This is a genomic window from Lactiplantibacillus modestisalitolerans, from assembly GCF_005405425.1.
In the GTDB taxonomy this organism is placed as follows: Bacteria; Bacillota; Bacilli; order Lactobacillales; family Lactobacillaceae; genus Lactiplantibacillus; species Lactiplantibacillus modestisalitolerans.
The window spans coordinates 141985-168482 of sequence record NZ_BJEA01000004.1 but is presented as its reverse complement, the minus strand read 5'-3'; the positions used below and the strand labels follow the sequence as shown (position 1 = coordinate 168482).

Genomic DNA, 26498 nt, shown 5'->3' with positions numbered 1-26498 from the left:
TATCCCTCCGTTATTAGAGATTCCGTAACTCGTTCATTAATTCAGTCTTACTCTTAGTTTGATCATCAATGTCTTTTAACTTCCGTGCTGGTAGGCCACCGACAACGGTGTTCGGTGCAACGTCCTTTGTAACAACCGCACCGGCCGCCACAACGGCGCCCTTACCAACGTGCACGCCTTCTAAGACTACGGCATTGGCACCAATCAAGACGTCATCATCAATCCGAACGGGTTGGGCCGAAGGTGGTTCAACCACGCCGGCTAAGACCGTTCCGGCACCAATGTGGCAATTCTTACCAACGAGGGCCCGGCCACCAAGGACCACGCCCATATCGATCATGGTTCCTTCACCAATTTCAGCTCCGATATTAATGACCGCCCCCATCATGATGACCGCGTTGTCACCAATTAAGACTTGGTCACGAATCGTAACCCCGGGTTCGATGCGCGCGTTATATTGCTTCAAATCAGCTAACGGCACCGCTGAATTACGGGCGCTATTTTCTAGTTGATAATCGTCAATGTGGGCCGCATTCGCTTTCAAGAATGGTTCTACGTCAGCCCAATCACCGAATAACACACCAGCTTGGCCACTGAAAAACGTCTTAATTGTTGCGGGGACGTCTAACTGGTCCAGTTGGCCTTTCACGTACACCTTAACGGGTGTTTTCTTTTTCGCACTACCAATGTAGTTAATAATCGACTGTGCATCTAATTTTGCCATCGAAGGGCCTCCATTACATTTATTTAGCTTTTTCGCTAGTGGAAAAATCCTTTTCAATCATATCATACTGTTTCCCAATTTCATGGGTCAAGAAATTAAAACTCTTCATAAATTCACGCCGGGTCACAATCCCTTGAAAAACGTGATCCGCGGTCACCACCGGGACGAACGGGTGGTCAATCATTAAGTGCAGGGTCGCTTCTAAGTGATCAATGTCTGGGACCGTCTTAACGTCGGTCTCCATCACATCACTGACCCGCTTGTGCATCAAAATGTCCACGTTTAATTGATCAAACCCCAGCATTTGTTCCGTAATTAGCGGTAATGAAATCAAACCTTCAAAGTGCCCGGCCCGGTCCAGTACTGGAATTTTAGAATACTTAATTTTCGTTAGGACGAGAAATGCATGGTACAAATTATTATCAGCTTGGACGTTAGCAACGAGGTCGGCCGGAATCAAGTAATGGTCGGCATTACGTGCCAGCATGTCCGCAACTGGTTGAATCAACATTCATAAACCCTCCCTTAACAACTATTCGGTAAACCTGACTAATCCTATTTTACCCGAAAATCGTCTTAAGTTGAGGTTGGGGTCCCATATTTAATCAATTTTTTTACCGTGCAAAGTGGAACTTCAACTCGGGAACCGCCTGCATCTGGCGGTCATAGTACTGCACGTCTAGTGCGTCCGTACTCGTCGTGACAATGGCATAGGTCCCACCAATCCGGGTAAACTCACCCCGTGGGTAGCTAATACTCCCAGGATTTAATACTAAAATGCCATCGTGACGCTCAACCCCCAGTTGGTGCGTATGACCAAAGAAGGCCAGCTGCGCACCGGCCGCTTTAGCACTCGCCAGTAAGTGCGTCAAACCAAGGTTGACCCCGACCAAGTGGCCGTGCGTCATGTAGACGGTCTCCCCCGCCACTTGGGCCTGAAGCGCATTGACAAACTGCGGGTCAAAGTCCATGTTGCCCCGAACAACGTTCATCTGATCAAAAACCGCGTCGTCCCGTGATAATTCAGAATCACCACAGTGGAAGAACGCATCGACCTGACCTTGATACGCCGTCAATAAATTCACTAAAATATCACGATCACCGTGACTATCGCTAACTACTAAACATCGCATCTAATTCGACCACCATTCATCAAATTTTGTCATCAATTTACGCAACGCCGCGCCGCGATGACTAATCGCATTTTTCTGTGCCGCAGTCAGTTCCGCTAGTGACCGGTCATACTTGGCCGTCCAAAACAACGGATCGTAACCAAAACCGTTATGACCACGCGGCGCAATTAGGATTCGACCAGCGAGTTCCCCGTTAACGACCAGCTTCTGGCCGTTGGGCTTTAAAGCCACTAAGGTCGTATGGAAGGTCGCCGTTCGCTTTTCTAACGGTACGCCGCCCAAATTAGCTAATAACTTTGCATTGTTCGCCGCATCATCGTGGTCACCAGCATAGCGGGCTGAAAAAACGCCCGGATCGCCGTGTAACGCGTCCACCATCAAGCCCGAATCATCCGCAATTGCGGGCAGCCCAGTCGCCGCTACGACCGCGGTCACCTTTTTAGTCGCGTTTTCTTCAAACGTGATCCCGTTCTCGCGAATCGCTGGCACGGCTGGAAAATCGGCTAGCGTTTTAATGGCAATGTCATCCTTGGCGAGCATCGCTTCAAATTCCCGCGCCTTATTGGCATTATTGGTGGCAATAATTAATGTCTGTGGTTTAGTCATTTCATTCACTCCCTAAATCAACGTGCTGGGACTTAAAATCGGGCAGTTCAAGCCAGTCCTTTGCGATTGTTTCAAACTGCTTGGCCGAGCCAGTCGTATAATATTCATCCGGGTAACGCTTGGTTGCACTGGTGTTAGCAATATCTAAGTAATCCAGCATGGCCGAAACATCGTTAACCGTTTCAGCTCCCGAATCAATCAGCGTCACCCCACTCCCCATCACGTTTTGAATTAACGGCCGCAACAACGGGTAATGCGTACAGCCCATCACCAACGTATCAATACCCGACTGTTTAAAGCTTTGGAGGGTTTCCGCAACCACCCGTTTAGCAACCGTTGAATGATACTCATTGGATTCGACCAATGGGACAAATTTCGGGCAAGCCTTCGATAGCACCTGTTCATTAGGATCCTGCGTTAAGATGGCGTCGCGGTACGCATTACTGCGAATCGTCCCCTCAGTCGCAATCACCCCAATGTGGTGCTGCTTGGAAGCCTTGATCGCCGCACGCGAACCCGGCGCAATTACCCCAATCACCGGAATTGGCAAGTTGGCTCGTAAATCTGGCAACGCGGCCGCCGTGGCGGTATTGCACGCAATCACCAATAATTTGATGTGCTTTTTTAATAAGAAGTTCGCCAACTGCCAAGAAAAGGTCCGCACCTGTTCACTCGGCCGCGGACCGTACGGTAGCCGGGCCTGATCACCAATGAAATAGATGGTTTCGCGGGGCAACTGCTTCCGGGCCTGCTTAACGACTGTTAAGCCCCCCACACCCGAATCCATAAAACCAATTGCATGTTCATTTGACATTCTCAAAATCTCCGTTCGCTGAATTCTGAAACTTCATTATGTTCTTTTTTGGAGCCGATTTCAAGCCAGACCAATTTGTAAGGTTTTCTTTTGATAAAGCGAAAAAATCCCGCAGATTCCTTGAAACAAGGTATAATAACTATTATGAAGTGGTCGAATGACTACGATTTATTGTATGGAAAGGACCCTATCATGACGAACGCCTTTTATTCACAATTTGCGGGTAACGCCGTAAAGTCTTCCGTTTTAAGCGTGGAAGTTTTACGCGACGCCCTGATTCCCAACCTACTGGGCGACGAAAGCAGTGGGATTCTGTATTGGGCGGGTAAGGATTTGGCCCGTCAATTTCCAGTCGGGTCGACGGAGGACCTAGTCACGTTCTTTGAACAAGCTGGCTGGGGGCACCTGGTTTTAATTAAGGCCACGGAGGACCTGGTCACCTACGAACTCACTGGCGAACCGGTCGCGCGGCGGAGCGCGGCCATTAAGAAACCCGACTTCATGTTAGAAACCGGCTTTCTCGCTGAACAAGCCGTTCAGCGAACTAGTTGCATCAGTGAAGCCAAAATCACCTTCCAAAATCGGATGCGTTTGCGCATCGTGGTCACGATTGATCACCAGCAGCCCATCAGCAACTACGATCCGGCAACCCCGATTGAAATTATTAAACCGCGGGTCGAAGAAGAACCCTCGGCACCAGCAGATGACGCCAACTAACAATCATTGGCGTTGTCGGTTAGCAACGCGTCCTAGCGCGTTTGTAAGCATACTAAAAGCGGACTCCCATTTTGGGCGAGTCCGCTTTCTTGTTTAAATTCACTACTGTTTAGAGGTACTGATCTAAAGTTTGCTTAATTTGTTCTTTAGAATGGTAACCTACCAGGGTATCAACCACTTCACCATCTTTTTTAACTAATAAAGTTGGGATACTCATAATGCCGAAATTGCTAGCCGTTTCAGGGTTGGCGTCTACATCCATTTTATTGAAAGTAACCTTGTCACCCATTTCGCCATCCAATTGTTCAACAACTGGCGATTGCATCCGACAAGGACCACACCAAGTTGCCCAGAAGTCAGTTAACGTTACGCCCTTAGCCGTATCGGCTTCAAAAGTTTTATCAGTAGTTGCTGCGACCATTTAAATCGGCCTCCCTAAATCTTATTTTGTTACTATTTGTAAGTATAGCGGCTTTGTTTCCGGAACACAAATAATTCGTTCACAATTCAATTTTATTTTGCCTACTTAAACTGAACTTCAGTCGCCCCGTTGCCACCGTGGTTTGGCGCTGCAAAATGGAACGATTTTACCTGCCGATTGGTTTTCAGGTAATCCGTGATGCCTTGCCGTAACGCACCGGTCCCCTTACCATGCACAATTGTAACCGACGGATAACCCGCTAGTAGGGCCGCATCAATGTAGCGATCCACTTGCGTCATCGCGTCCTCGTAGCGCACGCCCCGTAAGTCTAAGTTAGGTGAAACGTGACTCGCGTGCGCACTTTGAACCGTCGCGCGGGCGCGCTTCGGCTCAGCTTCCGGCTTAACCTTTTCAAGGTCGGCTTCCTCAATTTTCATTTTTAGAATTCCCAGCTGAACTTCCCACTGATGGTTACCCATATTTTGAACCAGAACGCCCCGCTGGCCATACGACTTGACGAGAACGTCATCGCCCTCATGGAAGTCGTGTTGCGCTTTCGCCCGACGTAGGACCCGGTTCTTTTTGAGCTTTGGTTGTTGTTCAAGGGCGTTTAAGGCTCCCTTGGCATCGATCAGCTCGTTTTCTTTAATGGTTGCGTGACCACTCATTAACTGTTTCTTACGCAGGTCACTAATAATGGCGTCGGCCTTGGTTTTGCTGTTCGCCACAATTTCATTGGCTTGCGTTTTAGCAGCTTCAACCAGTTGATCCTTACGTTGCTGATAAGCGTTAAACTCGCTCTTTAATTCGCGGTGTAATTTTTCAGAATCAGCGACCTGTTGCTTTAACTGAATTTGCGCGTCTTCAACCTGCTTACGCTTGGCAACTAGGTCGGCAATCATCGCGTTTAAGTCCTGACTATCCGAATCAGTCAATGAACGTGCCTGATCAACCACCGACTGTGGAATCCCCAGTCGCTGCGCAATGTCCAACGCGTTACTTCGACCCGGAATTCCCACTAATAACCGGTACGTCGGTTTTAGCGTTTGCTCGTCAAATTCCATGCTGGCGTTGATCGTATCCGGCCGGTTAAACCCGTACGCCTTGAGTTCCGGGTAGTGGGTCGTTGCAACGACCTGCGTCCCGTGGGCCCCAATGGCGTCCAACAGGGCAATCGCGAGCGCGGCCCCTTCCTGTGGATCGGTCCCGGCACCCAGTTCATCGACCAGCACTAAACTATGTTGATCAATCTGGTCTAGGAAACTTTCAATATTTTCCATGTGCGACGAGAAGGTACTCAGGTTCTGCTCAATCGATTGCTCATCACCAATGTCGGCAAAAATTTCATTATAAATCCCGATTCGACTACCCTCGTCGGCGGGAATGAACAGGCCGGATTGGCCCATCAGCTGCAAAAGGCCCAGCGTTTTCAACGTAATCGTTTTCCCACCGGTGTTAGGACCGGTAATCACCATGGCTTGGTAATCGGTTCCCAAACTAATGTCGTTGGCCACGACCTTGTGCGCATCAATCAACGGGTGGCGCGCTTGCCGCAAGTAAACTTCATTGGCCGCCGAGACTTGGGGTTCGGTGGCGCGCATCGCGTGCGCATAGCGCGCCTTAGCGTTAATGAAGTCAAAGTGGCCTAACATGGTCGCGTTTTGCGTAATTTCATCCCGGTAAGGCGCAATTAGGTTTGACAATTCTTCAAGAATTCGTTGCTCTTCCTGCTTTTCGGCAACTTGATTTTGGCGCAAACGGTCATTCAAAGTCATGACGGCCTGGGGTTCAATAAATAACGTTTGACCACTGGCACTTTGATCATGAACGATCCCGCCGAAACGCGAGCGGTTCTCCGCTTTGACTGGAATAACGTAGCGGTCGTTCCGAATGGTAATAATCGGGTCACTCAAATATTTCGAGTCGCGACCACGCGTATAAGTTTCCATTTTACTGCGAATTTCAGCCTCGGTTTTCCGAACGTTACCGCGGATTCGATTCAATTCAGGCGACGCGTCATCCGTGATGTGCCCGTCACCTTCAATGGCCGTTGCCAGTCGTTTAGTCACGGCTGGGAGCGTCACCAGTTCCTGGACTTCATCAAACAGGTGGCGAATGCCGTTTTCTGGCGCATCCTCAGCCAGATCATCAAAGAAGCGGACGATGGCGCGGGTCGTTTTGAGTACCCGACCAACCTGGCCAAGCTCGCTCCCATTAAGGGTCGCACCGATCGCCAAGCGCTTCATGTGCGGCGTAATATCCGCTAAACGGGCAATTGGAATGCCGCCCTTTAACCGGTAGACTTCCGCACCATCGTTCGTTTCGTCCAGTGCTAACTGCACCGCCGCCACGTCCGCGGTCGGCTGCAGTTCGGTCAGCTCTTGCTGACCAGCGGCTGAAGCCAGGTAAGGTTCCAATTGTCGCTTAACTTGTTGGTATTCTAAGGTTTTTAATACTTTGGAATTCACTAATATCCCTCCGAAGTGTGGCCGAACCACTCAACTGCAAAAAAAAGACGATGCGTTACTGTTCGGCATCATCCGGTTGCATCTTCAATAATTCGGCTTGCTTATCAACCTGATCCGAAATTGCGTTAAACGCAAGTAGGATTGCAATTTCACGGTCAGATAAAGTTGGTGCTAACTGTTTTAATTGTTCAATTTGTTCGTTCATCATCCGTGTCACCGTTTGCATGTGACGATCGGACGCCGTTCCGATGATCGTGTAAGTCTGACCATCGATTTCCGCTTTAAAGCGCCGTTTGCTTGCAGCCATCCAAATCCAGCTCCCTTTCAATAACACTTAATATTCTAGCATGCTCATTACGTTTATGCGACTGTTAGACCTATTCTTACCAAAAGCGGTGTAAAAAACGGGAACCTCAGGGTCACGCCCCAAAGTTCCCGTTCACCTGACGCTACTGATTAACGATCGGCACTACTGCATCCCACCGTCGTCGGCTAAGAACGTATTCAATACTTGTTCGACCATGTCCCACTCTTCGTCGGATTCAATCAGTTGTAATTCACCATTATCGCCATCTTCTGGATCAAAGATGTAGGCCTGAATATCAACTTCATCATCGGCAGCCGCATCGGCTGGATAGAGTAGGATGTAGGAATGACCGAAATCTTTAGAATCAAAGGTAAATAAAATATTAAATAACGTTTCGTTACCGTCGTCATCGACTAACGTAATTACGTCGTTTTCATTGGTGTTTTGGTTTTGGCTCATGTTAGTTCCTCGCTATTCTTGTGTGAGTTTGCCGTGGCGATCAAGGTAGTTTTGCAAGATCAAACTTGCCGCTAGCTTATCGATCACCTGCTTGCGCTTCTTGCGCGACGTATTGGCCTCTTCGACTAGCATCCGTTCGGCTTCGACCGTGGTCAACCGTTCGTCTTCAAAGTCGACCGGCATGTTAAACCGTTCCGTTAATAAGTCCCCGTAGTGTTGGGACGCTTCGGCCCGCGGTCCGAGGGTATTGTTCATGTTTTTGGGCAAGCCCAATACAAACCCCTGCGTTCCGTGTTCTTTAACGAGTTCGGCAACCCGTTCAATGCCAAATTCTTCCGCATCTTCATTGATGCGGATAATTTCAACACCCTGAGCAGTCCAGCCAAAAATATCACTTACGGCTACACCAACAGTTCTCGAACCAACATCTAACCCCATTAACTTCATGCATTAACATCCTTATCTGCTTTCAAGTATGACTTGACAAGCTCTTCGATAATCTCATCGCGTTGATGCTTACGAATCAAATTCCGAGCATCGTTCAAGCGCGGGATATACGCTGGATCACCAGATAGCAAATAACCCACAATCTGGTTAATCGGGTTATAGCCCTTTTCTTGTAACGCTTCATAAACCGTCGTTAACGTGTCGTGAACATCCTTAACGTTGTCATTATCGAAGTCAAAATACATTGTTTTGTCTAATGAACTCATATAAAGCACCTCCCGCTAGTTTCCGCTTCTAATCTATTTTACTAAATGCCCCTATGAAGTACAATCAATCCATTCTGATGTAACACATTCGTAATAAAACGAGCATGATTAAGTTTGCCGTTTTAACTAATCGTTCCAGCCATTTAAAATATGGCTCTATACCAATTGGTGTTGAGGTTGCCGCCAGCAGTGGGTGTAATCGGGTGGCTGGAACACTGCGGGCATCGATTTGAGCTCACTCAGAAAAACCACTGAGCAATCTCAAATTCGAGCCTTATTCTAAGCCGGAAGAACAACACTTCCAGCTAAGAATAATTTCGCAGTTGAGCCATGGTTACACCCGCTGCTGGCTAGACTGGCTTTTATATTGAGTCTCACGGGTTACGCTAGTAAGTCTTAATTAATGAAGTTGATTCCGCAAAACGGTTATTAAATTTAACGTAATCTTGCTTGCTATTTTGCTAGTCACAACGAATTGATTGAAAATTCAATTGGCAGCTTTCATAGCAAATCAACACCAAATATCATAGACCCTAAAATATCCGTTAACCGCAAACCGCAAAAACCGGGCCTGGCTCATCTAGCCAGTCCCGGTTCAAAATTGCAATTATTGTTCGTTTAACCAGTCGTAAGCCGCTTTCAACGCTGCTGGTAGTCCCGCTGGCTTCTTACCACCAGCTTGGGCTAAGGTTGGGCGACCGCCACCGCCACCACCAACGAGTGGGGCAATTGCTTTGATCAAGTCCCCGGCTTTAATTCCCGCCTTGGCCTTGTCGTCACTCACCGCAACTAGTAAGTTGACCTTTTCGCCGATCACCGTCCCTAAAACAAGCACGTCAGAGTACTGCTTAGCTTTCCAAGTGTCCCCAAGTTGACGGAGTTGATCCATCCCAGAAACATCGACTTGCTGGGCAATTAGCGTCGTGTCATTAACCGTATCAACTTGTTCAAAAATGGCGCCGGCCTGTTGCTTAGCTAACCGGCTTTCCAATTTGGCACTTTGTTGTTGGGCCGCCTTTAGGTCGGCTTGTAATTGGTTGACCCGTTCACTAACGTCGCTTAACTTCGGGGCCTTAACCTGCGCAGCAACCCGTTTTAATTGCTGTTCTTCGCTTGCCAAAAGCTGGAAAGCTTCCTTCGAAGTAACGGCTTCAATCCGCCGAACTCCGGCACCAACGCCGGCTTCGGAAGTAATCTTAAAGAGTCCCAGTTCGCTACTATTCTTGACGTGGGTCCCACCATCAAATTCAATTGAGTAGTCCCCAATTGAAACGACCCGAACGACCTTACCGTATTTCTGGGTAAAGACGGCAATTGCGCCCATTTTATGCCCAGTTTCCTGATCAGTATGGATCGCCGTTACCGGTAGCGCCGCCCAAATCTTATCATTAACGATCTGTTCTACGCGCGCCAACTCTTCGGCAGTCACCTGACCAAAGTGGGTAAAGTCAAACCGCAAGTAGTCTGGCTCTACGAGTGACCCCGCCTGTTGCGTGTGTTCGCCAAGAACGTCGCGCAAGGCTTGGTCTAACAAGTGGGTCGCGGTATGGTTCTTTTCAACCTTGGCGTGGAACGCTAAGTCAACGTTCAACGTGTAGGTTTGGTCCTGGTGCATCGGCTTTAAGACGTTGACCGTGTGTAAATGCTGCTTATTCGGCGCATTTTGGACGTCAGTCACTTCAGCTACGGTTTGACCATCCGCATCTAAGATTACCCCCCGGTCGGCAACTTGACCGCCCATTTCAGCGTAAAACGGGGTCTTACTGAAGATCATTTCGGCAACCCCGTGATCAACGTGGTCGACCAATTGTTCATCAACAATGATGTCATTTAGCACCCCGTGAACGTCCGTTAATTCGTCGTAACCGACGTATTCACTTGGCGTCTTGATGTCCATTAACAAGCTCCGTTGAACGCCCATTGACTTGGCGCCACTCCGGGCGTTGCGGGCCCGTTCCCGTTGGGCCTTCATTTCGGTTTCAAAACCGGCTTCGTCAACTTGTAGGTCTTCGTCGCCCGCATATTCCTTCGTCAGTTCAAACGGGAAGCCGTACGTATCGTAGAGTTTGAACGCGTCGGCACCGGAGAGCATCTTTTCGTTTGCTTGTTTCGTTTCCGCGATTAAATCGTTCAGTAACCGCAACCCGTCGTTCAGCGTTTCATTGAAGCGGCTCTCTTCGGAAGCAACGATTTTTTCGATGTAATCGGCATTCTTCAGTACGGCTGGGTAATGCGACTGCATAATTTCACCCACGATTGGGACTAATTGGTCTAAAAACGCACCCTTAAGGCCCAACTTTTGGCCGTGTAGAATGGCCCGGCGGATCAAACGCCGGATAACGTAGCCGCGGCCTTCGTTTGAAGGCAACGCGCCGTCTGAAATCGCAAACGTAATGGCCCGTGCGTGGTCAGCAATCACCTTAAACGACACGTCGTCTTGCGCGTTATCGCCGTAATGCTTGCCCGCGCTGAGTTCCTCGGTTTTACGAATAATCGGTAAAAAGAGGTCAGTTTCAAAGTTAGTGGGTGCGTTTTGAAAAATTGAAACGACCCGTTCTAAGCCCATCCCCGTATCAATGTTTTTACGGGGGAGCGGTTCGTACGTATCTTCAGGCGTGTGGTTGAATTGGGAGAAAACAATGTTCCAGACTTCCAGGTAACGTTCGTTTTCACCACCCGGATAATTTTCAGGATCGTCGTCCGCCAAATTATTGAAGGACTCGCCGCGATCGTAGAAAATTTCGGAGTCCGGACCAGAAGGCCCCTGACCAATATCCCAGAAGTTATCTTCAACTTTAATAATGTGGCTGGGGTCCACGCCGGCTTCTTCCCAGAACTTAGCCGCGTCGGTATCCTTCGGGTAAACCGTCATGTACAGCTTATCCGGTTCCCAGCCGAACCACTTCGGTGACGTTAATAATTCCCACGCCCACGTAATGGCTTCTTTTTTGAAGTAATCACCAACGGAAAAGTTTCCAAGCATTTCAAATAACGTATGGTGCCGGGCAGTCCGGCCAACGTTTTCAATATCGTTGGTCCGGATACTCTTTTGCGAGCTAGTCATCCGCGGGTTATCCGGAACGACTGACCCGTCAAAATACTTTTTCATCGTGGCAACGCCGGAGTTGATCCATAGTAAGGTCGGATCATCAACCGGTACTAAAGAGGCGCTCGGTACAATCGTATGGCCCTTTTCGTGGAAAAAGTCCAAGTACATTTGCCGAATTTCACTGCTACTTAACTGCTTCATTAACTTTTGGCACCCTCTCTATCCATCTATCTTGATTTTAGGCAAAAAAACACCGTTGCGAGCAAAGACGCTGTTAACGCGGTACCACTTTGCTTGCAACGATGTTGTTCGTTTACCTCTTAAGCTCATTAACGCTGAGACACGGACTAGTTTGCTAGTCAATTAATTCCAGGTAGCACCACCAATCGACCGCGCTTTTTTCAGCAACCAAAGCGTTTCTAAACTGACGTCGACTTGCGGCATGTCCTGACTCTGCTAAAGTATAGAAAACTTAGCGCAACTTGTCAACTGCTAGCTAACGCTAACCCTTGCGATCCTTACGGGCTTTCCGCGCCGCCGCACGTTGTTCGATTCGGCGGTCCATCCGGGCCTTATCACTAATCTTCTTACGGATTCGCCGCTTATACCCCGGCTTAATCTTCTTCTTTGACTTTTTAACGTAACCAATCAAGGTTGGGTCCAGTTTTTCTTGTTTCGGCCCCCGTTTGGCCCGACGGTTACGGTCGTAAGTATCAACGACTTCCCCATTTTTAATCGTTTTAGGCTTAAATTTAATGCCCATCGCTTCAACGGCGCTGACCTTATCCTCTTCACCCGGGCTATAAAGCGTAATGGCGGTACCCGACATGCCATTGCGGCCCGTCCGGCCGACCCGGTGAATGAAGAATTCTAAGTCGTTCGGAATGTCATCGTTAATAACGTGCGACACCCCTTGAATATCAATACCACGGGCCGCCAAATCGGTCGCCACAACGAATTGATACTTCAATTGTTGTACTTCACGCATGACGCGTTTGCGTTCCCGCGGTTGAATATCTCCATGAATCATAGCGACCGTTAAACCTTGTTGCCGTAAGTAACGGGTTAACTCCTGGACCCGTTCCTTCGTATTCGCAAAGATTAGGACCAGGTACGGCTCACCAATCGTTAACAATTGATAAATTAGGCCGTTGCGGTCGTGACTTTTGGTTGAAATCAACCAGTTATCAATGGTCGGGCTAATGACCGATTCCACCGGAATTTCTTCCATGACCGGGTTATTCATGTACTTCTTCAAAAATGGCGTTAATTTTTGGGGCATCGTCGCTGAGAAGACCAGCATTTGTAAATTAGCTGGCATTCGGCCCGCAATTTGGTCAACCACGTTTAAGAAACCGAGGTCCAGCGTCATGTCGGCCTCATCGACGACCAACTGGTTTGCCAAGTGCACGTCGAGGGCCTGTGAGCGCATTAAATCTAAGATGCGCCCAGGCGTCCCAATGATCAATTGTGGTTGGTGTCGGTGTAACTTTTCGATTTGTTCCTGCTTATCAGTCCCGCCGACGTACAACCCAATGTGAAACGCCTTCGGGCTATGACTAATCAATTGCTTGGCAGCGTCATGAATCTGGTAAGCCAATTCCCGGCTAGGAGTCGTAATAACGGCTTGGACCCGGCGCTCGTCAGCGTTTAATTGGTTGATCATTGGCAACAAGAAGGTATGGGTCTTCCCACTCCCAGTAGCCGATTGACCAATCACACTCCGTCCGGCCGCAATCACCGGAATTAACTTCTCTTGTACCGCCGTGGGCTTCCGGAAATGAATTTCATCCAGTGCCTGCATCAAAAACGGTTGCAATTTAAACTCTTCAAAACTTGCGGTCATTGTTAAACCTCTTTCTTATCCTGGCTGGCAACTTGATCAAGCTCCCGCACAACGGCTTCGATTTCCTGTTGATTTTGCGCCTTAGCACCACTGGCTAACGGGTGGCCCCCGCCACCGTGATGCTTAGCAACACCGTTAATTGACGGACCCTTCGAACGAAGCCGAATGCGAAAGTCGCCTTCCTTTTGCTGAACAAAGATTGCCCAGCATTCAACGGTATCAATCCGACCGGGTAACGGGACGACGCCAGCCGTGCTGGCATCACCAATTGCAAACGAATCCATCAAGTCATTCGTCAAAATGACGTAGGCCGCACCGGAATCAAGTTGGGTTAAATGTTCGTAAACGTAGGCTGACAACCGGGCCACCGGCATGGTAATGGTATCTTCAATTCGGTTAACGGCGGTGGCGTCGGCTCCGGCCTCCATTAAGGCCGCTGCCGCCCGCATCGTGCTTGGCTTAGTCGCATCGTACAAGAAGCGCCCGGTATCCCCAACGATGCCGGCATACAACAACCGCGCCGCGTTGGGCGTCATCGTTAGGTCCGCACCACAAGTTGCATACCACTGGTAAATCATTTCACTGGTACTTGAGGCGTCCACGTCGACCCACTGCGGATCGCCAAAGGAATCGTCGTTAGGATGGTGGTCAATTTTAACCAGGGTCTTCCCCGCTTGATAAAATTCACCATCGATTCGCGGCTGGTTGGCCGTATCTAAAACGAGGACTAACGCGTCTTGGTAGTCGGCCTCGGTAACTTCGTCCATTTGGCCGAGCCAATCAAACCCGTGGTACTGCTTGCCGGGTGCGAGGACCCGTTTATCCGGAAAATTGGTTTTAATTAAGTCGGCCATTCCCAGCTGACTCCCGATTGCATCGGGATCGGGCCGTTGATGGCGGTGAATGATAATTGTTTTTGCTTGTTTAATTAACGTTAAAATTTCTGTTTGGACGGTCATAATGATCCTTCTTATTCCAAGATTTACTAGTGACCCACTTCGGTCACAGTATTCCAGTATACCGAACAATTGGCCGCGCGCCAAATGAATTCGTCGTAAAAGCGCGTTCAAGAAGGTTGGTTCGGATACAGTGGTAAACTAATGTTTTCAAAAGTTAACGGCGCTAAGCCGGTAAACGTGATGCCCAGTAACCGAATCCCACTATCAAAATGGGCATCGACCACCTCATCAAAAATCTGGGTGGCATACCGGTTAATCACTACCGCATCATTCGGTAAAAACTCGCTAAAGGTCCGGCGCTTAGTAATCGTCACGAAATCACCGTACCGCAATTTCAGTACCAACGTTTTACCGTGACGTTGATGTTTCTGCATGGCAGCGGTAACGAGCTTTGCAATTTCTTGCAGGTGTTCGTTCACTTCCGTTTGAGTCGTTAAAAACGGGCCAAACGTCCGCTCCTTACCAATTGATTTCCGCTCACGTAAATACTCGACCGGCCGATCATCGCTCCCACGGACCCGGCGATAAAGGACGTACCCCAGCTTTCCGAACTGCTGAATCAAATCTAGCTCGGACTGCTTAAAAAGGTCGCGCCCCGTTTGAATACCCAAATCGTGCATTTTCGGGACCGTTTTTTTACCAACGCCACGAAACTTCTCAATCGGTTCCCGCCACAAAAATTCGTGGGCGTCCTCGGGTAACACAATGGTAACGCCGGCTGGTTTCCGATAGTCCGAAGCCAACTTAGCAATAAACTTATTGTAGGAAATCCCGGTCGAACAAGTGAGTTGCGTTTGCTGGTAAATTTCTTGTTGGAGTTGGTGCGCAAGCTGGACCGCGCTTCGTAGCCCCTTTTTATTAGTCGTGACGTCTAGGTACGCCTCATCAAACGCAATTGGTTGAATTTTATCCGTATATTCATGAAAAATCTGATGAATTTGTTCTGAAACCGCCCGGTATAGCGGGAAATTGGGCGTCTTAAAGACGGCTTTCGGACAGAGTTCCAGTGCTTTTTGCGCAGGCATAGCCGAGTGAACTCCGTACTGCCGCGCAACGTAGTTCGCCGTCGTCACGACGCCCCGACCGCCGGTTTTGCGCGGATCATGCGCGACAACCAGTGGCTGCGTTTGGTAGGCCGGCTGCTCGCGTTCTTCAATTGACGCGTAGAAAGCATCCATATCAACGTGAATGATTTTACGACTCGTATCAACTTTAATGGGTGCTTCCACAATTGCTTGGGCCACCGGAACCCCCTCCTTTCGAATAGGTTCATTATACACGAACAAACGTTTGCTTGTCGCGCCAAACGCCCTTAGAAAAGGTAAATAAAAACGCAAGCCCCTACGGACTCGCGTCTAACTTGATTGCTTTATTTTGCTTCGGAATCAGCATCTTCAGTAGCACTAGTTGCTTCACTGTCAGCTGCTGAATCAGTCGCACTGGCTTCGCTAGTTGCTTCAGAAGTTGCTGGTTCAGCTGGCTTAGCCGCTGCGGCACCTTCCTTAGGCGTTACCCGCGCAACCGCACTCAAATCAAAAACCAAGTAAATCCCGTCACAGTCTAACGTTACGGTCTTGTCGGCTTCGTTGACTTCATCAACGACCCCGTGCAAACGACCAATCGTTGTGACCTTGTCACCACGTGAAATTTGCTTAAGCATTTGTTGATGCTTTTGTTGTTGTTTTTTTTGTGGACGGATCATGAAGAAGTACAAGAACGCGAACATGACCACGATGAAAATAATTGATGTCATTTGACCCATTAGTGAATCGCTCCTAATCTATTCAATGTTTGACTAACTTTAACTTTAACAAATAACGGCTAAAATTACTAGTATCCCTAGAAGTTTTTCGGGTTTTCCTGGTTAAAGCCGTACATTTCAAAGAAATCTTGCCGAAATTCTAGTAAGTTATCATCCTTAATAGCTTGCCGCACTTGTTTCATTAAGTGCAATAGGAAGTACAAATTGTGGTAACTCGTTAGTCGTAAGCCGAACGTTTCATCCGCCTTAATCAGGTGACGCACGTAGGCCCGGGTGAAGTTACGACAAGTGTAGCAATCGCAATTATCATCAATTGGTGAAAAGTCGTGGGCGTAAGCCGCATTCTTAACAACTAACCGGCCGTGCGACGTCATGCAAGTCCCGTTACGCGCAATTCGGGTCGGTAGGACGCAGTCAAACATGTCGACTCCCCGAATGGCACCGTCAATTAACGCATCGGCTGAACCAACACCCATCAGGTAACGCGGCTTGTTAACCGGTAATAGTGGCGTCGTAAAGTCTAAAACGTGATTCATTTCAGCCTTAGATTCACCGACGGATAGGCCCCCGATGGAATATCCTGGAAAGTCCATGCTGACCAGGTCCTTGGCGCTTTGCTCCCGTAAATCTTTAAAGCCGGCCCCCTGCACGATTCCGAAAAGGCCTTGGTAATCGGGGTGTTGGTGCACTTTTAAACCGCGTTCGGCCCAGCGGCTTGTCCGGGCAACGGACTTGCGGACGTAATCGTAACTTTCAAAAAACGGTGGGCACTCGTCCAGGCTCATCATGATGTCCGGGCCGAGGTCGTTTTCGATTTGAATGGCTTTTTCGGGTGACAAGAACATTTTTGACCCGTTGAGGTGGTTCTTAAAGTGAACCCCTTCTTCGGTAATGTCGCGGTTTTTGGCTAATGAAAAGACTTGGAAACCGCCAGAATCGGTCAAGATTCCCTTTTTCCAATTCATAAATTGGTGCAAACCGCCCCCCTCTTTAACGATTTGTTCACCAGGACGCAGCCAAAGATGATAGGTATTCGATAAAATGACGTTGGCTCCCATGGCATCCAGTTCTTCCGGGGCGAGCGACTTAACACTCGCTTGCGTGCCAACGGGCATGAACATTGGGGTCGGGAACGTCCCGTGGGGGGTAATTAACTCACCCAAGCGGGCGCCCGTGTGTTTTTCAGTTTTAATTAATCGGTATTTAATTGCCGGTTCCATAAATTGTTTCCTCCGTTAAGTAGCTTGCTAAACTTTGACTATCATAGCACGAAACGCGCTGGTCAACCAACCACCGCCATTCCGAGCAGCCTAAAAATGGGAACTTCAGGCGTCCCTGAAATCCCCATTAACGACAGTGTTCAGCTTAATGAATAAACATGGCGTCACCGAAACTAAAGAAACGGTAACGTTCATCAATCGCGTGCTGGTAAGCCTTCAAAATCAAATCACGACCCGTAAAGGCCGCTACTAGCATCACGAGCGTCGATTTAGGTAAGTGGAAGTTGGTAATAAACGCGTTGACCACTTTCCAGTCGTAACCAGGCTTAATAAAAATGTCGGTCCAACCAGAATCCGCCTTAATTTCACCATTAAACTTCGTCCCAATCGTCTCTAACGTCCGAATTGAGGTCGTTCCCGTGGCAATGATGCGGCCACCGTTTCGACGAACTTCGTTCAACGTCTTGGCCGCCTCTTCGTCTAGTCGGTAGAATTCACTGTGCATCTTATGGTCCTCAATATTATCCTCTTCAACTGGTCGGAACGTTCCTAATCCTACGTGTAACGTGATGTACACCAGTTTAACGCCCTTATCCTGGACCTTTTGTAACAGTTCCTTCGTCCAATGAAGTCCAGCCGTTGGCGCCGCCGCGGACCCGTTTTCCTTTGCGTAAACCGTTTGGTAACGGTCCGGATCATCTAGCTTTTCCTTAATGTATGGTGGCAACGGTGTTTCACCAAGTCGTTCCAAAATTTCCATAAAAATTCCGTCGTAGTGGAATTTGATCATTCGAATCCCGTCTTCTTTTTCCGCGGTCACGGTGGCCGTTAACTGACCATCGCCAAAGGAAATCTCGGTCCCAACCTTAGCCCGCTTAGCCGGCTTCATCAGGGTTTCCCATTCATCCCCCTCCGTATTATGTAATAACAATACTTCGGCGTGGCCCCCCGTTTGCGGTTTAACCCCGTAAAGCCGCGCTGGCATCACGCGGGAGTTATTCATGACAACCGCGTCACCCGGGTTCAATTCATCCAGAATGTCGTAAAAATGCTTATCCTGCATTGCACCCGTCTGCCGGTTTAATTCCAATAAGCGCGACGTATCCCGCTTTTTGATGGGCGTTTGGGCAATTAATTCATGTGGTAAGTCGTAGTCAAAATCTTCTAGTGTTAAGCTCATCTAATGTTACCCCTTATCTTAATTTTGTTCTGGATACGGAAATCCTAAGTGCTGGTAGCCTTTCAAAGTGACGACTCGGCCACGTTGGGTGCGTTTCAAGAACCCAATTTGGAGCAGGTAGGGTTCAACCACCTCCGCAATCGTATCCGTTTCCTCACCAATGTTCGCGGCAATCGTCGCCAGCCCAACCGGGCCACCATTATAGTATTCCAACATGGTGCGCAACAACTTATTATCGGTTTCGTTTAAGCCCGCATCGTCGACCCGCAAATAGGTTAATGAGCGACCAACGATCTGTTCATCAATCGCCGTCTGGTCGGCCACCTCCGCAAAATCGCGAATCCGCTTAAACAGCCGGTTCGCAATCCGGGGCGTGCCGCGCGACCGACGGGCAATTTCGTGGGCCCCCGACGGCTTGATCGACGTATTAAAAATATCAGCCGTTCGCTTGACGATTTCTTCCAAATCAGCCACTTCGTAATATTCCATGTGTTCAACAATTCCAAAGCGATCCCGTAACGGCGCTGATAACATCCCCGCTCTGGTGGTCGCTCCGATCAACGTAAACGGTGGTAGTGGAAAGTGCACCGGGTGGGCCGTTGGTCCCTGACCGACCACGATATCCACGTAAAAGTCCTCCATCGCTGAATACAGCATTTCTTCCACAATTTTTGGTAACCGGTGGATTTCATCAATAAATAAAATATCACCGGCCTCCAAATCGTTCAAAAGCGCGACCAGGTCACCAGGTTTTTCGATGGCCGGTCCACTCGTGGTCCGAATGTTGACCTGCATCTCATTTGCGATTACCATCGCCAGGGTCGTTTTCCCTAGACCGGGTGGCCCGTACAGTAAGACGTGATCCAGAGATTCTTCACGTTTACGCGCCGCCTCGATATAAACGCCAAGCTCATGTTTAACCTGATCTTGGCCAATGTACTGGGCTAGCGTTTGTGGGCGCAGCGACTTTTCTAACGATGCTTCGGCGTCATCCGCGTTGTTGCCGGATAATAATTTATCATCGTCCATTCAAGTCCCTCCTACTTCGTTAATAATCTCAGGCCCTCACTTAACAGGGCGTTCGTATCTCCCGCTTGCTGTTCCGCAAAGGTTTCAAGCGGCTTCGTAATCTTTTTAACTTCCCGTTGCGAGTAGCCTAACGCAGTCAGGGCCGCGAGCGCGTCTGTCAGCGCTTGGTCGTCTTTAGGCGTCGCAACGTCTAGGGCCGTTTGACCACTAACGTCAACGTTGAGGTCGTCTAGCTTCCCCTTCAAATCTAAAACGATCTGCTGGGCCGTCTTCTTACCAACGCCCGGGAAACTCGTCAGGTACGTTGCATTTTCCTGATTAATGGCTTGAATCAAGCCCGAATGATCATTATTGGCAAGAATCGCGAGCGCCGACTTCGGTCCAATACCAGAAACGCCCAATAACTTTTCAAACAACGCCTTTTCGTCAGCATCGTAAAACCCAAACAACGACATGCCGTTTTCACTGACGGCCTGATGAATGTAGAGTTTAACGTTACTTTGACCAACGTCGAAGCGGTACGGATTGGCGGTTAAGACCTTATAACCGATACCACTGACTTCGATAACAATGTAGCTGGGGGTTACATCGGCAATTTTGCCGAGAAAGTATTCATACACAACAAAAGCGCTCCTTTAAACTAAAACGTATGTTTGCTTGCTAAATTGTACCACATTTCAACCAATAAATCGTACCTCCGAAACGTGAAAAGTCGGCGACCCTGAATAAGTTGCCGGCATCCCGGGAAAATGCTATGCTCAAAGCCGATATTAACTACAAAGGAGCCAACTGCGATGCAAACCGAACCCTTTATTGCCAAATTACCAACGGCAAGTGGCCTGCGTAAACTTGGTCAGAATCAACCTGACTTGAACGCTGAAGACCAGGCTGTTCAAACGACGGCCAGCTATTACTGGTACGAACTAACCCAAGCGGGCGTTCACCAGTGGCGCTTAATCGCCCGCTGGCCAGCCGACCAACTCGTGACCACCATTGTGCCGGGTCAACCTAACACGGTACTTTACCCACAACAAGCCGTGCTAGAAATGTTAATCGATGACTGGGTCGGCCACTTCAAACCGGTCGTGACCCTCACCGATGCGGCCCAAGTGACGCACCGGCTCTGGCAGGTCACGGAGCCCGAGGCAAACGCCGCCATCACCGACGCGCTAACTGCCGTTACCCCCCGTAAAACCTGGTTAACGACGACCAGCACCCCGCTGGTCATGTTGGTGAGTGACACTGACTGGTCTAAGTTCAAGAATCCCCTTGAAATGCCCGCCCACCTAATCGAATTAGCGAACCAATAGAAAAAGAGAGTGTGCCAAAAGTCGGTTGACTTTTGACGCATTCTCTTTTGGTTCTGTACCAATCGACGTTGAAATTGCCGCCAGCAGCGGGTGTAACCGGTTGGCTGGAACACTGCGGGCATCGATTTGAGCCCACTCAGAAAAACCACTGAGCAATCTCAAATTCGAGCCTTATTCTAAGCCGGAAGCACCCCACTTCCGGCCAAGAATAATTTCGCAGTTGAGCCATGGTTACACCCGCTACTGGCTAAACTGGTTTTTATATTGAGTTTTACGGGTGATTCTGATAAGTCATAATTAATGAAGATGATCCTGCAAAACGATGACTAAATATAGCGTAATCTTACTTGCTATTTCGCTAATCACAACGAACTGATTGAAAATTCAATTGACAACCATCTTAGCAGATCAACACCAAATATCATAGTCCCTTTCTTTTTAGCACTACTTAAGGTCGTCGCCGCCACCAACGCCAAGCACTAACGCCCGCAACACCGAGCAAAATCACCGCCGCCGCGGCGCTTAGCCACTGTCCAAGTCGTAACCCCGGTGTCTCGTAGGTTAGCTTGATGGTGTGCCGGCCAGCGGCAAGTTTAGCCCCAACGAAACCAAGGTTGACAACCTGCGTTTTAACCGTGCGACCGTCAACTTGTAAGTGCCAACCACTGGAATACGGAATTGAAGTGGTTAAAACGCTCGCCCGCTTAGTCGTCGTCGTGCCAGTGACCTGGTTCGCTCGAACTCGTAACCGCTGCAACCCCTGCCGTTGGAGCTGGGCCGTCCGTTGCCGGTGTGCCCGCTTAAAGGGTACCGCCACTAAGCGCGCCGACTTAAAGTGTAGACTTTGAATCTTACTAAAGTTTAGCGTGATCAGTTTGCGCGCGTGCGCACTATAACCCAAGTTAATTACCGCACTCGTGCGCGGTTCGTAATCGGACATGTTGGTTGTCCCTAACTGGTTAAAACTGACTTCGTTATCCATCGTCGTCGCCGTCAGGGAATAGCCGCTTGCGCTTAGGTTGCCTTTCAACCCGTCCCGTAAGTCGTTTAAATGGTCAATTTTACTGTACGGCCGGTCCGTAAACACGGTCGTGTTGCGACTCGTCTTCAGTGCGTGCTTGATTGACGACCGCTGATAATCAATCCCATCTAACACGAGGTACAACTCCGTATGCCGATAACGTTGCGGGTGTTTGATCGTTAACTGGTACGGAATCTGATGCCCCTGCACGTCGCTAATCAAGGATTTGAGCCCGTCCTGATTCGTCTTGACATTCTTTTCAAGCCGTTCCTGGTTAGCCGTCACTAAGTTTTGCAGCGTCGTCGATGGCTTGGTCAGCCCAGTCGCGGGCGCTAAAATTTCGCGTTGTTCCGGCGTTAACGTAATGGTATCCGCCGGCAACTTGGTCAGCGCGTTATTGGAAGCACCGGTCGCGTGCTGGTTGCGATAAATCATGACCTTATCCAGGCTGTCCAGCACGGTCGTGGTATCCGGCGTGACCGTGTACGCAACGTCCTTCGCCGTCGTTTTAGGGCTAACCGTTTTAACCCCACGAACGCACTGGGTCGTAACGGCCCCCTGCAAGAGGGCCTGTTCCTTATCAACCGCCCCCAGTTGGTTAAACTGCTTGCGGTTGAGTTGCTGCGTCTGCGTATAGACTAACGGTAACGCCTGCTCCGACTTCAACAGCACCGTACCGGTATGGTTGCTCAACCCGTAAATAAAGCGATCGGCATAGACTTTCGGCGTCTGATCGGCCTGCTTGACAACCTGATAGCCAGCGGGAAGCGCAGCGTTCTTCACCTGGTCTTCGCGGGCAAACAAATACTTAACGCCGAGTAAATTAGCCATCGTCGTACGGCCGTTCAGCGTTCCGAGCGGCGAGTTCATCGCGTACTCCGAATTACCTAACGCCTGACTAAACGCTCCCACGTAACCATTTTGAACCGAAAAATATGAGCCGACCGTGTGGGTCTTTAGCAGCATCGGCACGTTACTTTCAGCCGAACGCATCGTGTAATAGTTGGGGGCTAACGCCGTGCGATAAAACTGTCCAGTTTTTGCTTTGGTTCCCTTTTCAGCGCCGTCCAAATAATCCCGGGTCCACTTCATCGCGGTACCGCGGCGTAACTGCTCGGTACTATTAGAATTCGTATTAATACTCAGCCAGCCCAGTCCGTTGTTGGCTAAGTTCAACGTAACGATGCCGAGCAATAACGGGTAAAACGTCCTCGGCTTCAGGTGCAACCCTGGCCGGGCTAACAAAACGCCCACTAAGGCTAGTAAAACTAGGTAGGTCGCGATGTCGTGCTTGCGAATATTCAGGAAAAAGCCGTTAATCAACCAAATTAAAATCAGGAGTCCCCCGCTGACGCCGGCGAGCCACTTCAAGTCACCAGCCGTCAAGTGGTCTAGTTGATCGACAAAGGCCATGGTCGCGTAAGCAAATACTAGCGTCGCGAGTAGTAGCCACCGGTTCGACGGGGTGGACAGCACGTTAAACGTCGCCGCAAAGCCGGGAACGAGAATCCCAGCTAACATGGCAAGTAGTACCCAGTTAAGTACCCAGTAACGCTTAAAGTGCCGCAACGTATACACCATCGCAAGAAAGCTAATACTACTAATCCCCAGGGTCACCCAGTATTGAACGCTACCACCGTTCGTGAGTAGCCGGTTTGGTAGGTTCACGTAGTAGTTAATCGGGTACGTTAAAAGACCGTTAGCGAAGTTAAAGCTGGCCCGGGTCGCGTGCAACATCATCAGTAAGGTCGGCACGAATAAAAGCCCGCTAAGCGCAAGCCCCAAGCCAACTGCTAACGCCAGTCGCCAGAACAATTGCCAAAAAGGTCGCATCGCCAAGTGGGCGTGACGCCGCGCCCAGTAACGCACGAGCGCGTAAATTAGGCCCCCTAGGCCGAGTAAGTACGCAAAGTAAAAGTTACTTAAAATCACGACCGCCGTAATCAAGCTCAGTGGTACCCAGTGGCGCCCCCGTAAAACCCGTTCAATCGCCCAACAAAGGAGCGGAAACCAAATCATCGGTAATAAAAAGAACGGGTGGTGCATCCCCACGTAGAAGGTGTAGGCCGTAAAGGTATAAGTCAACGTCCCAATTAACTGACTCAAGCGGCGAAAATGAAACTGACGACTAAAGCCAAGGAAAGCCCAGCCGACCGCGTACAAGCGGAGTAAAATCAGTGCTTGATAGCCCCATTCGAGCTTGGCTGCCGGAATCAATGCAACCAAATAATTAAACGGATCACCCACGACGTAGTAAGCAAAGGTCGTTAACCGGTCGGCCCCTAAGCCGAGGTTCCACGACCAGCTAAATAATTGGCGCGGGTCGCTTTGCAGAATTTTTTGAAATTCTAACAAGATTGGAAAATGTTGCGCAATCCCGTCCACTTCCCAAATCAAGGTGCGCCCGGCCCAAAATAGGCCGCTGTAACTAATGGTCGCAATCACGACAAACATTAACGTGTACCAGACGCCCAGTGGGACCTTTCGTAATCTATTCAACTTCAGTGTTCCCCTTTATAAGCGCGGATTCCCCGCTAGAATCAGAGACTGCTCCAAAGTCAGCTGGCCTAGCCAAACCAACTTTTAGCACGCTCTTAAAAATGATGTTCCCATTTTACCATTAATCATTTATTTAAGTCGTTTTTATGACGAATCTTAACCAAATCGAAACGCACGCCAACTCAAGCTGACCAGTGGTCTAACTTAGTTGGCGTGCGTTTAAACGTTACTTAATCCTAGCCTATTCGTGGCGCGGCGACTCGTGACTATCCTGAATTCGTTTGAAAAGTCGTTCCATATCGGAGTTAGTGAAGTGCACCGTCACCGGCCGTCCGTGTGGACAATTAAACGGATTTTCACACTGCGGTAACTTCGCAATCAAAGCCCGTGCCTGTTGATCATCTAAGTGGTGGTTCGCCTTAATGGCACGTTTACACGACATCATGATGGCCGATTTTTCACGGAATTGGGCTACGCTCAAGTGGTCGTCTTGTAAAATCCAATCGACCATTTCCTTAATGGTGTCGGCTTCCTGCCCGGCCTTGAACCAGGTTGGGTGCGAATGCACGATAAAGCTATTGCCACCAAACGGCTCCAGGTGTAGCCCTAACGCCGCCAATAACGGCAGCTTTTCTTTAATCTTCAAAACGTCCGGGGTTGGGTAGTCCAAAACAATCGGAACTAATAAGTTTTGTTGATCCGAACTAACTTCCCCAATGGCTTGGCGATAGTATTCATAATTAATGCGTTCTTGGGCCGCATGTTGGTCCAAAATGTACATCCCATCGTCCGCTTCAGCAATTAAATACGTCCCGTGCATCTGCCCCAAATAGCGTAACCGTGGAAAGCGCTCCTGCGTTTCGGACGCTGCACTTGCAGCCGGCGCATCCGGCTTAGCCGCGGCGCTGGTAACTACCGGTTGCTCCCCAAACGGTAAGGCGGGCGTTTCCGCGTGATATTTTTCATCAAAGGCTTGAACCGCCGGCGTCTTTAATTGGCTGCGGGCGTCAATCATGATTGGCGCGGCACTCGTAGGCGCACTGGCCGGGGCTGATTTAGCCGCTGCCATACTAGGTGCTGGTGTCGGCTTAGTCGCCGCCGCAAGCGACGCCGCAAACTGTTCCGGCTTCGGTGCAGCGGAGCGCGGCGTTACCTGGTACCCCGACGAAGCCGCGTTCAAATTAATGGTGAGCTGGTCGGTATTGACCCGTTCACGGCGATGACTACCGAGGTTCGTCAGCGCCGACGGGATCAGGTTAACGTTGGCTAACCGGTCCCTGATGGTCGTACTGATGAGTTTAGCTAAGGCGGACTCCTTACTAAGCCGGACCTCCCGCTTGGTCGGGTGCACGTTCACGTCGACTAACAGTGGGTCCATCCGCAGGTCCAAGACGGCCAGCGGGTAGCGACCGACCATTAATTTAGAGCCGTAACCAGCGATGACCGCCTTAGTCAACTGCTGGTTTTTAATCGCGCGACCGTTGATCAGCAGCGTAATGTACTGGCGGCTGGCCCGCGTTAATTCGGGTAACGCCACGAACCCTTTTAAGGTAAAATCGGGGTCGTTACCATCAACCGCAACCATTTTACGGGCATTTTGGACGCCGTAAATCCCAGCAATTACTTGTTGCAAGTCACCCCGACCGGCCGTTCTCAAGAGTTCCTTTTGATTGTGAACCAGTCGAAACGCGACCGCCGGATAACTCAACGCTAAGCGGTCGACCACGTCGACAATGTTAGCTAACTCCGTTTGGGCCGACTTTAAATACTTTAACCGGGCCGGCGTGTTAAAGAACAGGTCGGTCACGGTGACGTCCGTTCCTTGCCGCAGTGCGGCCGGCGTTTGTTGTAACAACTTACCGCCCCGGTAATGGACGGTCGTCCCGCTAGCGCCCGTACTGGTCGTCAGCGTGACGTCGGCCACCGAAGCAATACTTGGTAAGGCTTCGCCCCGAAAGCCGAGTGAACTCACGCGGAACAAATCTTCCCGCGACGTAATTTTACTCGTCGCGTGGCGCTTAAACGCCGTTCGCACCTCGTCAGTTGCAATGCCGTCGCCGTCGTCAATCACCCGAATCGAGCGCACCCCGGCTTCTACTACTAAAATGTCGACCTGCGTGGCGTGGGCGTCCACCGCGTTTTCAGCCAGTTCTTTTACGACCGAGGCGGGCCGTTCCACAACTTCACCAGCGGCAATTTGGTCCGCTAACACGGTTGATAATTCATGAATGGTTCCCATTTCGATCGTCCTTTCTACTTAA

At 49.7% G+C, this 26498-nt stretch carries 24 protein-coding genes; 2 read left to right on the top strand and 22 right to left on the bottom strand.

Annotation, left to right across the window (positions count from 1 at the left end; all coding sequences use genetic code 11):
* Nucleotides 1-13: 13 nt before the first annotated feature.
* From dapD to racE, 5 genes are all read right to left on the bottom strand, one after another.
* Complete coding sequence (dapD, locus tag FFM79_RS03500; RefSeq protein WP_137642082.1) at nt 14-724, bottom strand: 2,3,4,5-tetrahydropyridine-2,6-dicarboxylate N-acetyltransferase; 711 nt, start codon at nt 722-724, stop codon at nt 14-16.
* Between the two features lie 19 nt (nt 725-743).
* Nucleotides 744-1235 carry a cyclic-di-AMP-binding protein CbpB gene (gene cbpB / locus FFM79_RS03495; protein WP_137642081.1) on the bottom strand — a complete coding sequence of 164 codons (492 nt, stop codon included), beginning with the start codon at nt 1233-1235 and terminating at the stop codon, nt 744-746.
* 103 nt (nt 1236-1338) lie between these two features.
* On the bottom strand, nt 1339-1857 hold the full coding sequence (locus FFM79_RS03490) for a metallophosphoesterase (protein WP_137642080.1): 519 nt from the start codon (nt 1855-1857) through the stop codon (nt 1339-1341).
* Nucleotides 1858-2463, bottom strand: coding sequence for an XTP/dITP diphosphatase (locus FFM79_RS03485; RefSeq protein ID WP_137642079.1), 606 nt, complete (start codon nt 2461-2463; stop codon nt 1858-1860).
* 1 nt (nt 2464) lies between these two features.
* Complete coding sequence (gene racE, locus FFM79_RS03480) at nt 2465-3277, bottom strand: glutamate racemase (protein WP_137642078.1); 813 nt, start codon at nt 3275-3277, stop codon at nt 2465-2467.
* A 144-nt stretch (nt 3278-3421) separates the two neighbouring features.
* On the opposite strand from racE, the gene FFM79_RS03475 reads away from it, so the two are divergent.
* The gene (locus FFM79_RS03475) at nt 3422-3994 is read left to right on the top strand and encodes a YslB family protein (protein ID WP_225424365.1); all 573 of its coding nucleotides are present in this window, start codon (nt 3422-3424) and stop codon (nt 3992-3994) included.
* A 109-nt stretch (nt 3995-4103) separates the two neighbouring features.
* Here FFM79_RS03475 and trxA read toward each other — a convergent pair whose 3' ends face one another.
* The 15 genes from trxA to ruvA all read right to left on the bottom strand — a co-directional run bounded on the left by trxA (nt 4104) and on the right by ruvA (nt 20027).
* On the bottom strand, nt 4104-4415 hold the full coding sequence (trxA, locus tag FFM79_RS03470; RefSeq protein ID WP_137642077.1) for a thioredoxin: 312 nt from the start codon (nt 4413-4415) through the stop codon (nt 4104-4106).
* Between the two features lie 101 nt (nt 4416-4516).
* Nucleotides 4517-6883 carry an endonuclease MutS2 gene (locus FFM79_RS03465; RefSeq protein WP_137642076.1) on the bottom strand — a complete coding sequence of 789 codons (2367 nt, stop codon included), beginning with the start codon at nt 6881-6883 and terminating at the stop codon, nt 4517-4519.
* 55 nt (nt 6884-6938) lie between these two features.
* Nucleotides 6939-7190 carry a cell division protein ZapA gene (gene zapA, locus FFM79_RS03460; protein WP_137642075.1) on the bottom strand — a complete coding sequence of 84 codons (252 nt, stop codon included), beginning with the start codon at nt 7188-7190 and terminating at the stop codon, nt 6939-6941.
* Between the two features lie 162 nt (nt 7191-7352).
* On the bottom strand, nt 7353-7649 hold the full coding sequence (locus FFM79_RS03455) for a DUF1292 domain-containing protein (protein WP_137642074.1): 297 nt from the start codon (nt 7647-7649) through the stop codon (nt 7353-7355).
* Between the two features lie 12 nt (nt 7650-7661).
* A complete protein-coding gene (ruvX, locus tag FFM79_RS03450; RefSeq protein ID WP_137642073.1) occupies nt 7662-8096 on the bottom strand; it encodes a Holliday junction resolvase RuvX in 435 nt (144 codons plus the stop codon).
* The gene (locus tag FFM79_RS03445) at nt 8093-8362 is read right to left on the bottom strand and encodes an IreB family regulatory phosphoprotein (RefSeq protein ID WP_057707622.1); all 270 of its coding nucleotides are present in this window, start codon (nt 8360-8362) and stop codon (nt 8093-8095) included. The genes ruvX and FFM79_RS03445 overlap by 4 nt, the downstream gene beginning before the upstream one ends.
* Nucleotides 8363-8969: 607 nt before the next feature.
* Nucleotides 8970-11612: an alanine--tRNA ligase gene (alaS, locus tag FFM79_RS03440; RefSeq protein ID WP_137642072.1), complete on the bottom strand. Its 2643-nt coding sequence runs from the start codon at nt 11610-11612 to the stop codon at nt 8970-8972.
* 301 nt (nt 11613-11913) lie between these two features.
* On the bottom strand, nt 11914-13257 hold the full coding sequence (locus FFM79_RS03435) for a DEAD/DEAH box helicase (RefSeq protein WP_137642071.1): 1344 nt from the start codon (nt 13255-13257) through the stop codon (nt 11914-11916).
* 2 nt (nt 13258-13259) lie between these two features.
* Nucleotides 13260-14216 (bottom strand): DHH family phosphoesterase, encoded by a 957-nt coding sequence (locus FFM79_RS03430; RefSeq protein ID WP_137642070.1) that lies wholly within the window; start codon nt 14214-14216, stop codon nt 13260-13262.
* A gap of 107 nt (nt 14217-14323) precedes the next feature.
* Nucleotides 14324-15460, bottom strand: coding sequence for a DNA polymerase IV (gene dinB / locus FFM79_RS03425; protein ID WP_137642069.1), 1137 nt, complete (start codon nt 15458-15460; stop codon nt 14324-14326).
* Nucleotides 15461-15585: 125 nt separating this feature from the next.
* Complete coding sequence (gene yajC, locus FFM79_RS03420; RefSeq protein ID WP_137642068.1) at nt 15586-15978, bottom strand: preprotein translocase subunit YajC; 393 nt, start codon at nt 15976-15978, stop codon at nt 15586-15588.
* A gap of 77 nt (nt 15979-16055) precedes the next feature.
* On the bottom strand, nt 16056-17198 hold the full coding sequence (tgt, locus tag FFM79_RS03415; protein ID WP_137642067.1) for a tRNA guanosine(34) transglycosylase Tgt: 1143 nt from the start codon (nt 17196-17198) through the stop codon (nt 16056-16058).
* Nucleotides 17199-17343: 145 nt separating this feature from the next.
* Nucleotides 17344-18378 (bottom strand): tRNA preQ1(34) S-adenosylmethionine ribosyltransferase-isomerase QueA, encoded by a 1035-nt coding sequence (gene queA, locus FFM79_RS03410; RefSeq protein ID WP_137642066.1) that lies wholly within the window; start codon nt 18376-18378, stop codon nt 17344-17346.
* A gap of 18 nt (nt 18379-18396) precedes the next feature.
* A complete protein-coding gene (gene ruvB / locus FFM79_RS03405) occupies nt 18397-19407 on the bottom strand; it encodes a Holliday junction branch migration DNA helicase RuvB (RefSeq protein ID WP_137642065.1) in 1011 nt (336 codons plus the stop codon).
* An 11-nt stretch (nt 19408-19418) separates the two neighbouring features.
* On the bottom strand, nt 19419-20027 hold the full coding sequence (gene ruvA, locus FFM79_RS03400) for a Holliday junction branch migration protein RuvA (RefSeq protein ID WP_137642064.1): 609 nt from the start codon (nt 20025-20027) through the stop codon (nt 19419-19421).
* A gap of 174 nt (nt 20028-20201) precedes the next feature.
* Here ruvA and FFM79_RS03395 point away from each other — a divergent pair, with 174 nt between their 5' ends.
* The gene (locus FFM79_RS03395) at nt 20202-20717 is read left to right on the top strand and encodes a DUF1015 family protein (RefSeq protein WP_137642063.1); all 516 of its coding nucleotides are present in this window, start codon (nt 20202-20204) and stop codon (nt 20715-20717) included.
* 448 nt (nt 20718-21165) lie between these two features.
* Here FFM79_RS03395 and FFM79_RS03390 read toward each other — a convergent pair whose 3' ends face one another.
* Together FFM79_RS03390 and mutL are read right to left on the bottom strand one after the other, a co-directional pair.
* Nucleotides 21166-24237, bottom strand: a complete 3072-nt coding sequence (locus FFM79_RS03390) for a YfhO family protein (protein WP_137642062.1) — start codon at nt 24235-24237, stop codon at nt 21166-21168.
* 241 nt (nt 24238-24478) lie between these two features.
* A complete protein-coding gene (gene mutL / locus FFM79_RS03385; RefSeq protein WP_137642061.1) occupies nt 24479-26476 on the bottom strand; it encodes a DNA mismatch repair endonuclease MutL in 1998 nt (665 codons plus the stop codon).
* Nucleotides 26477-26498: the final 22 nt, after the last annotated feature.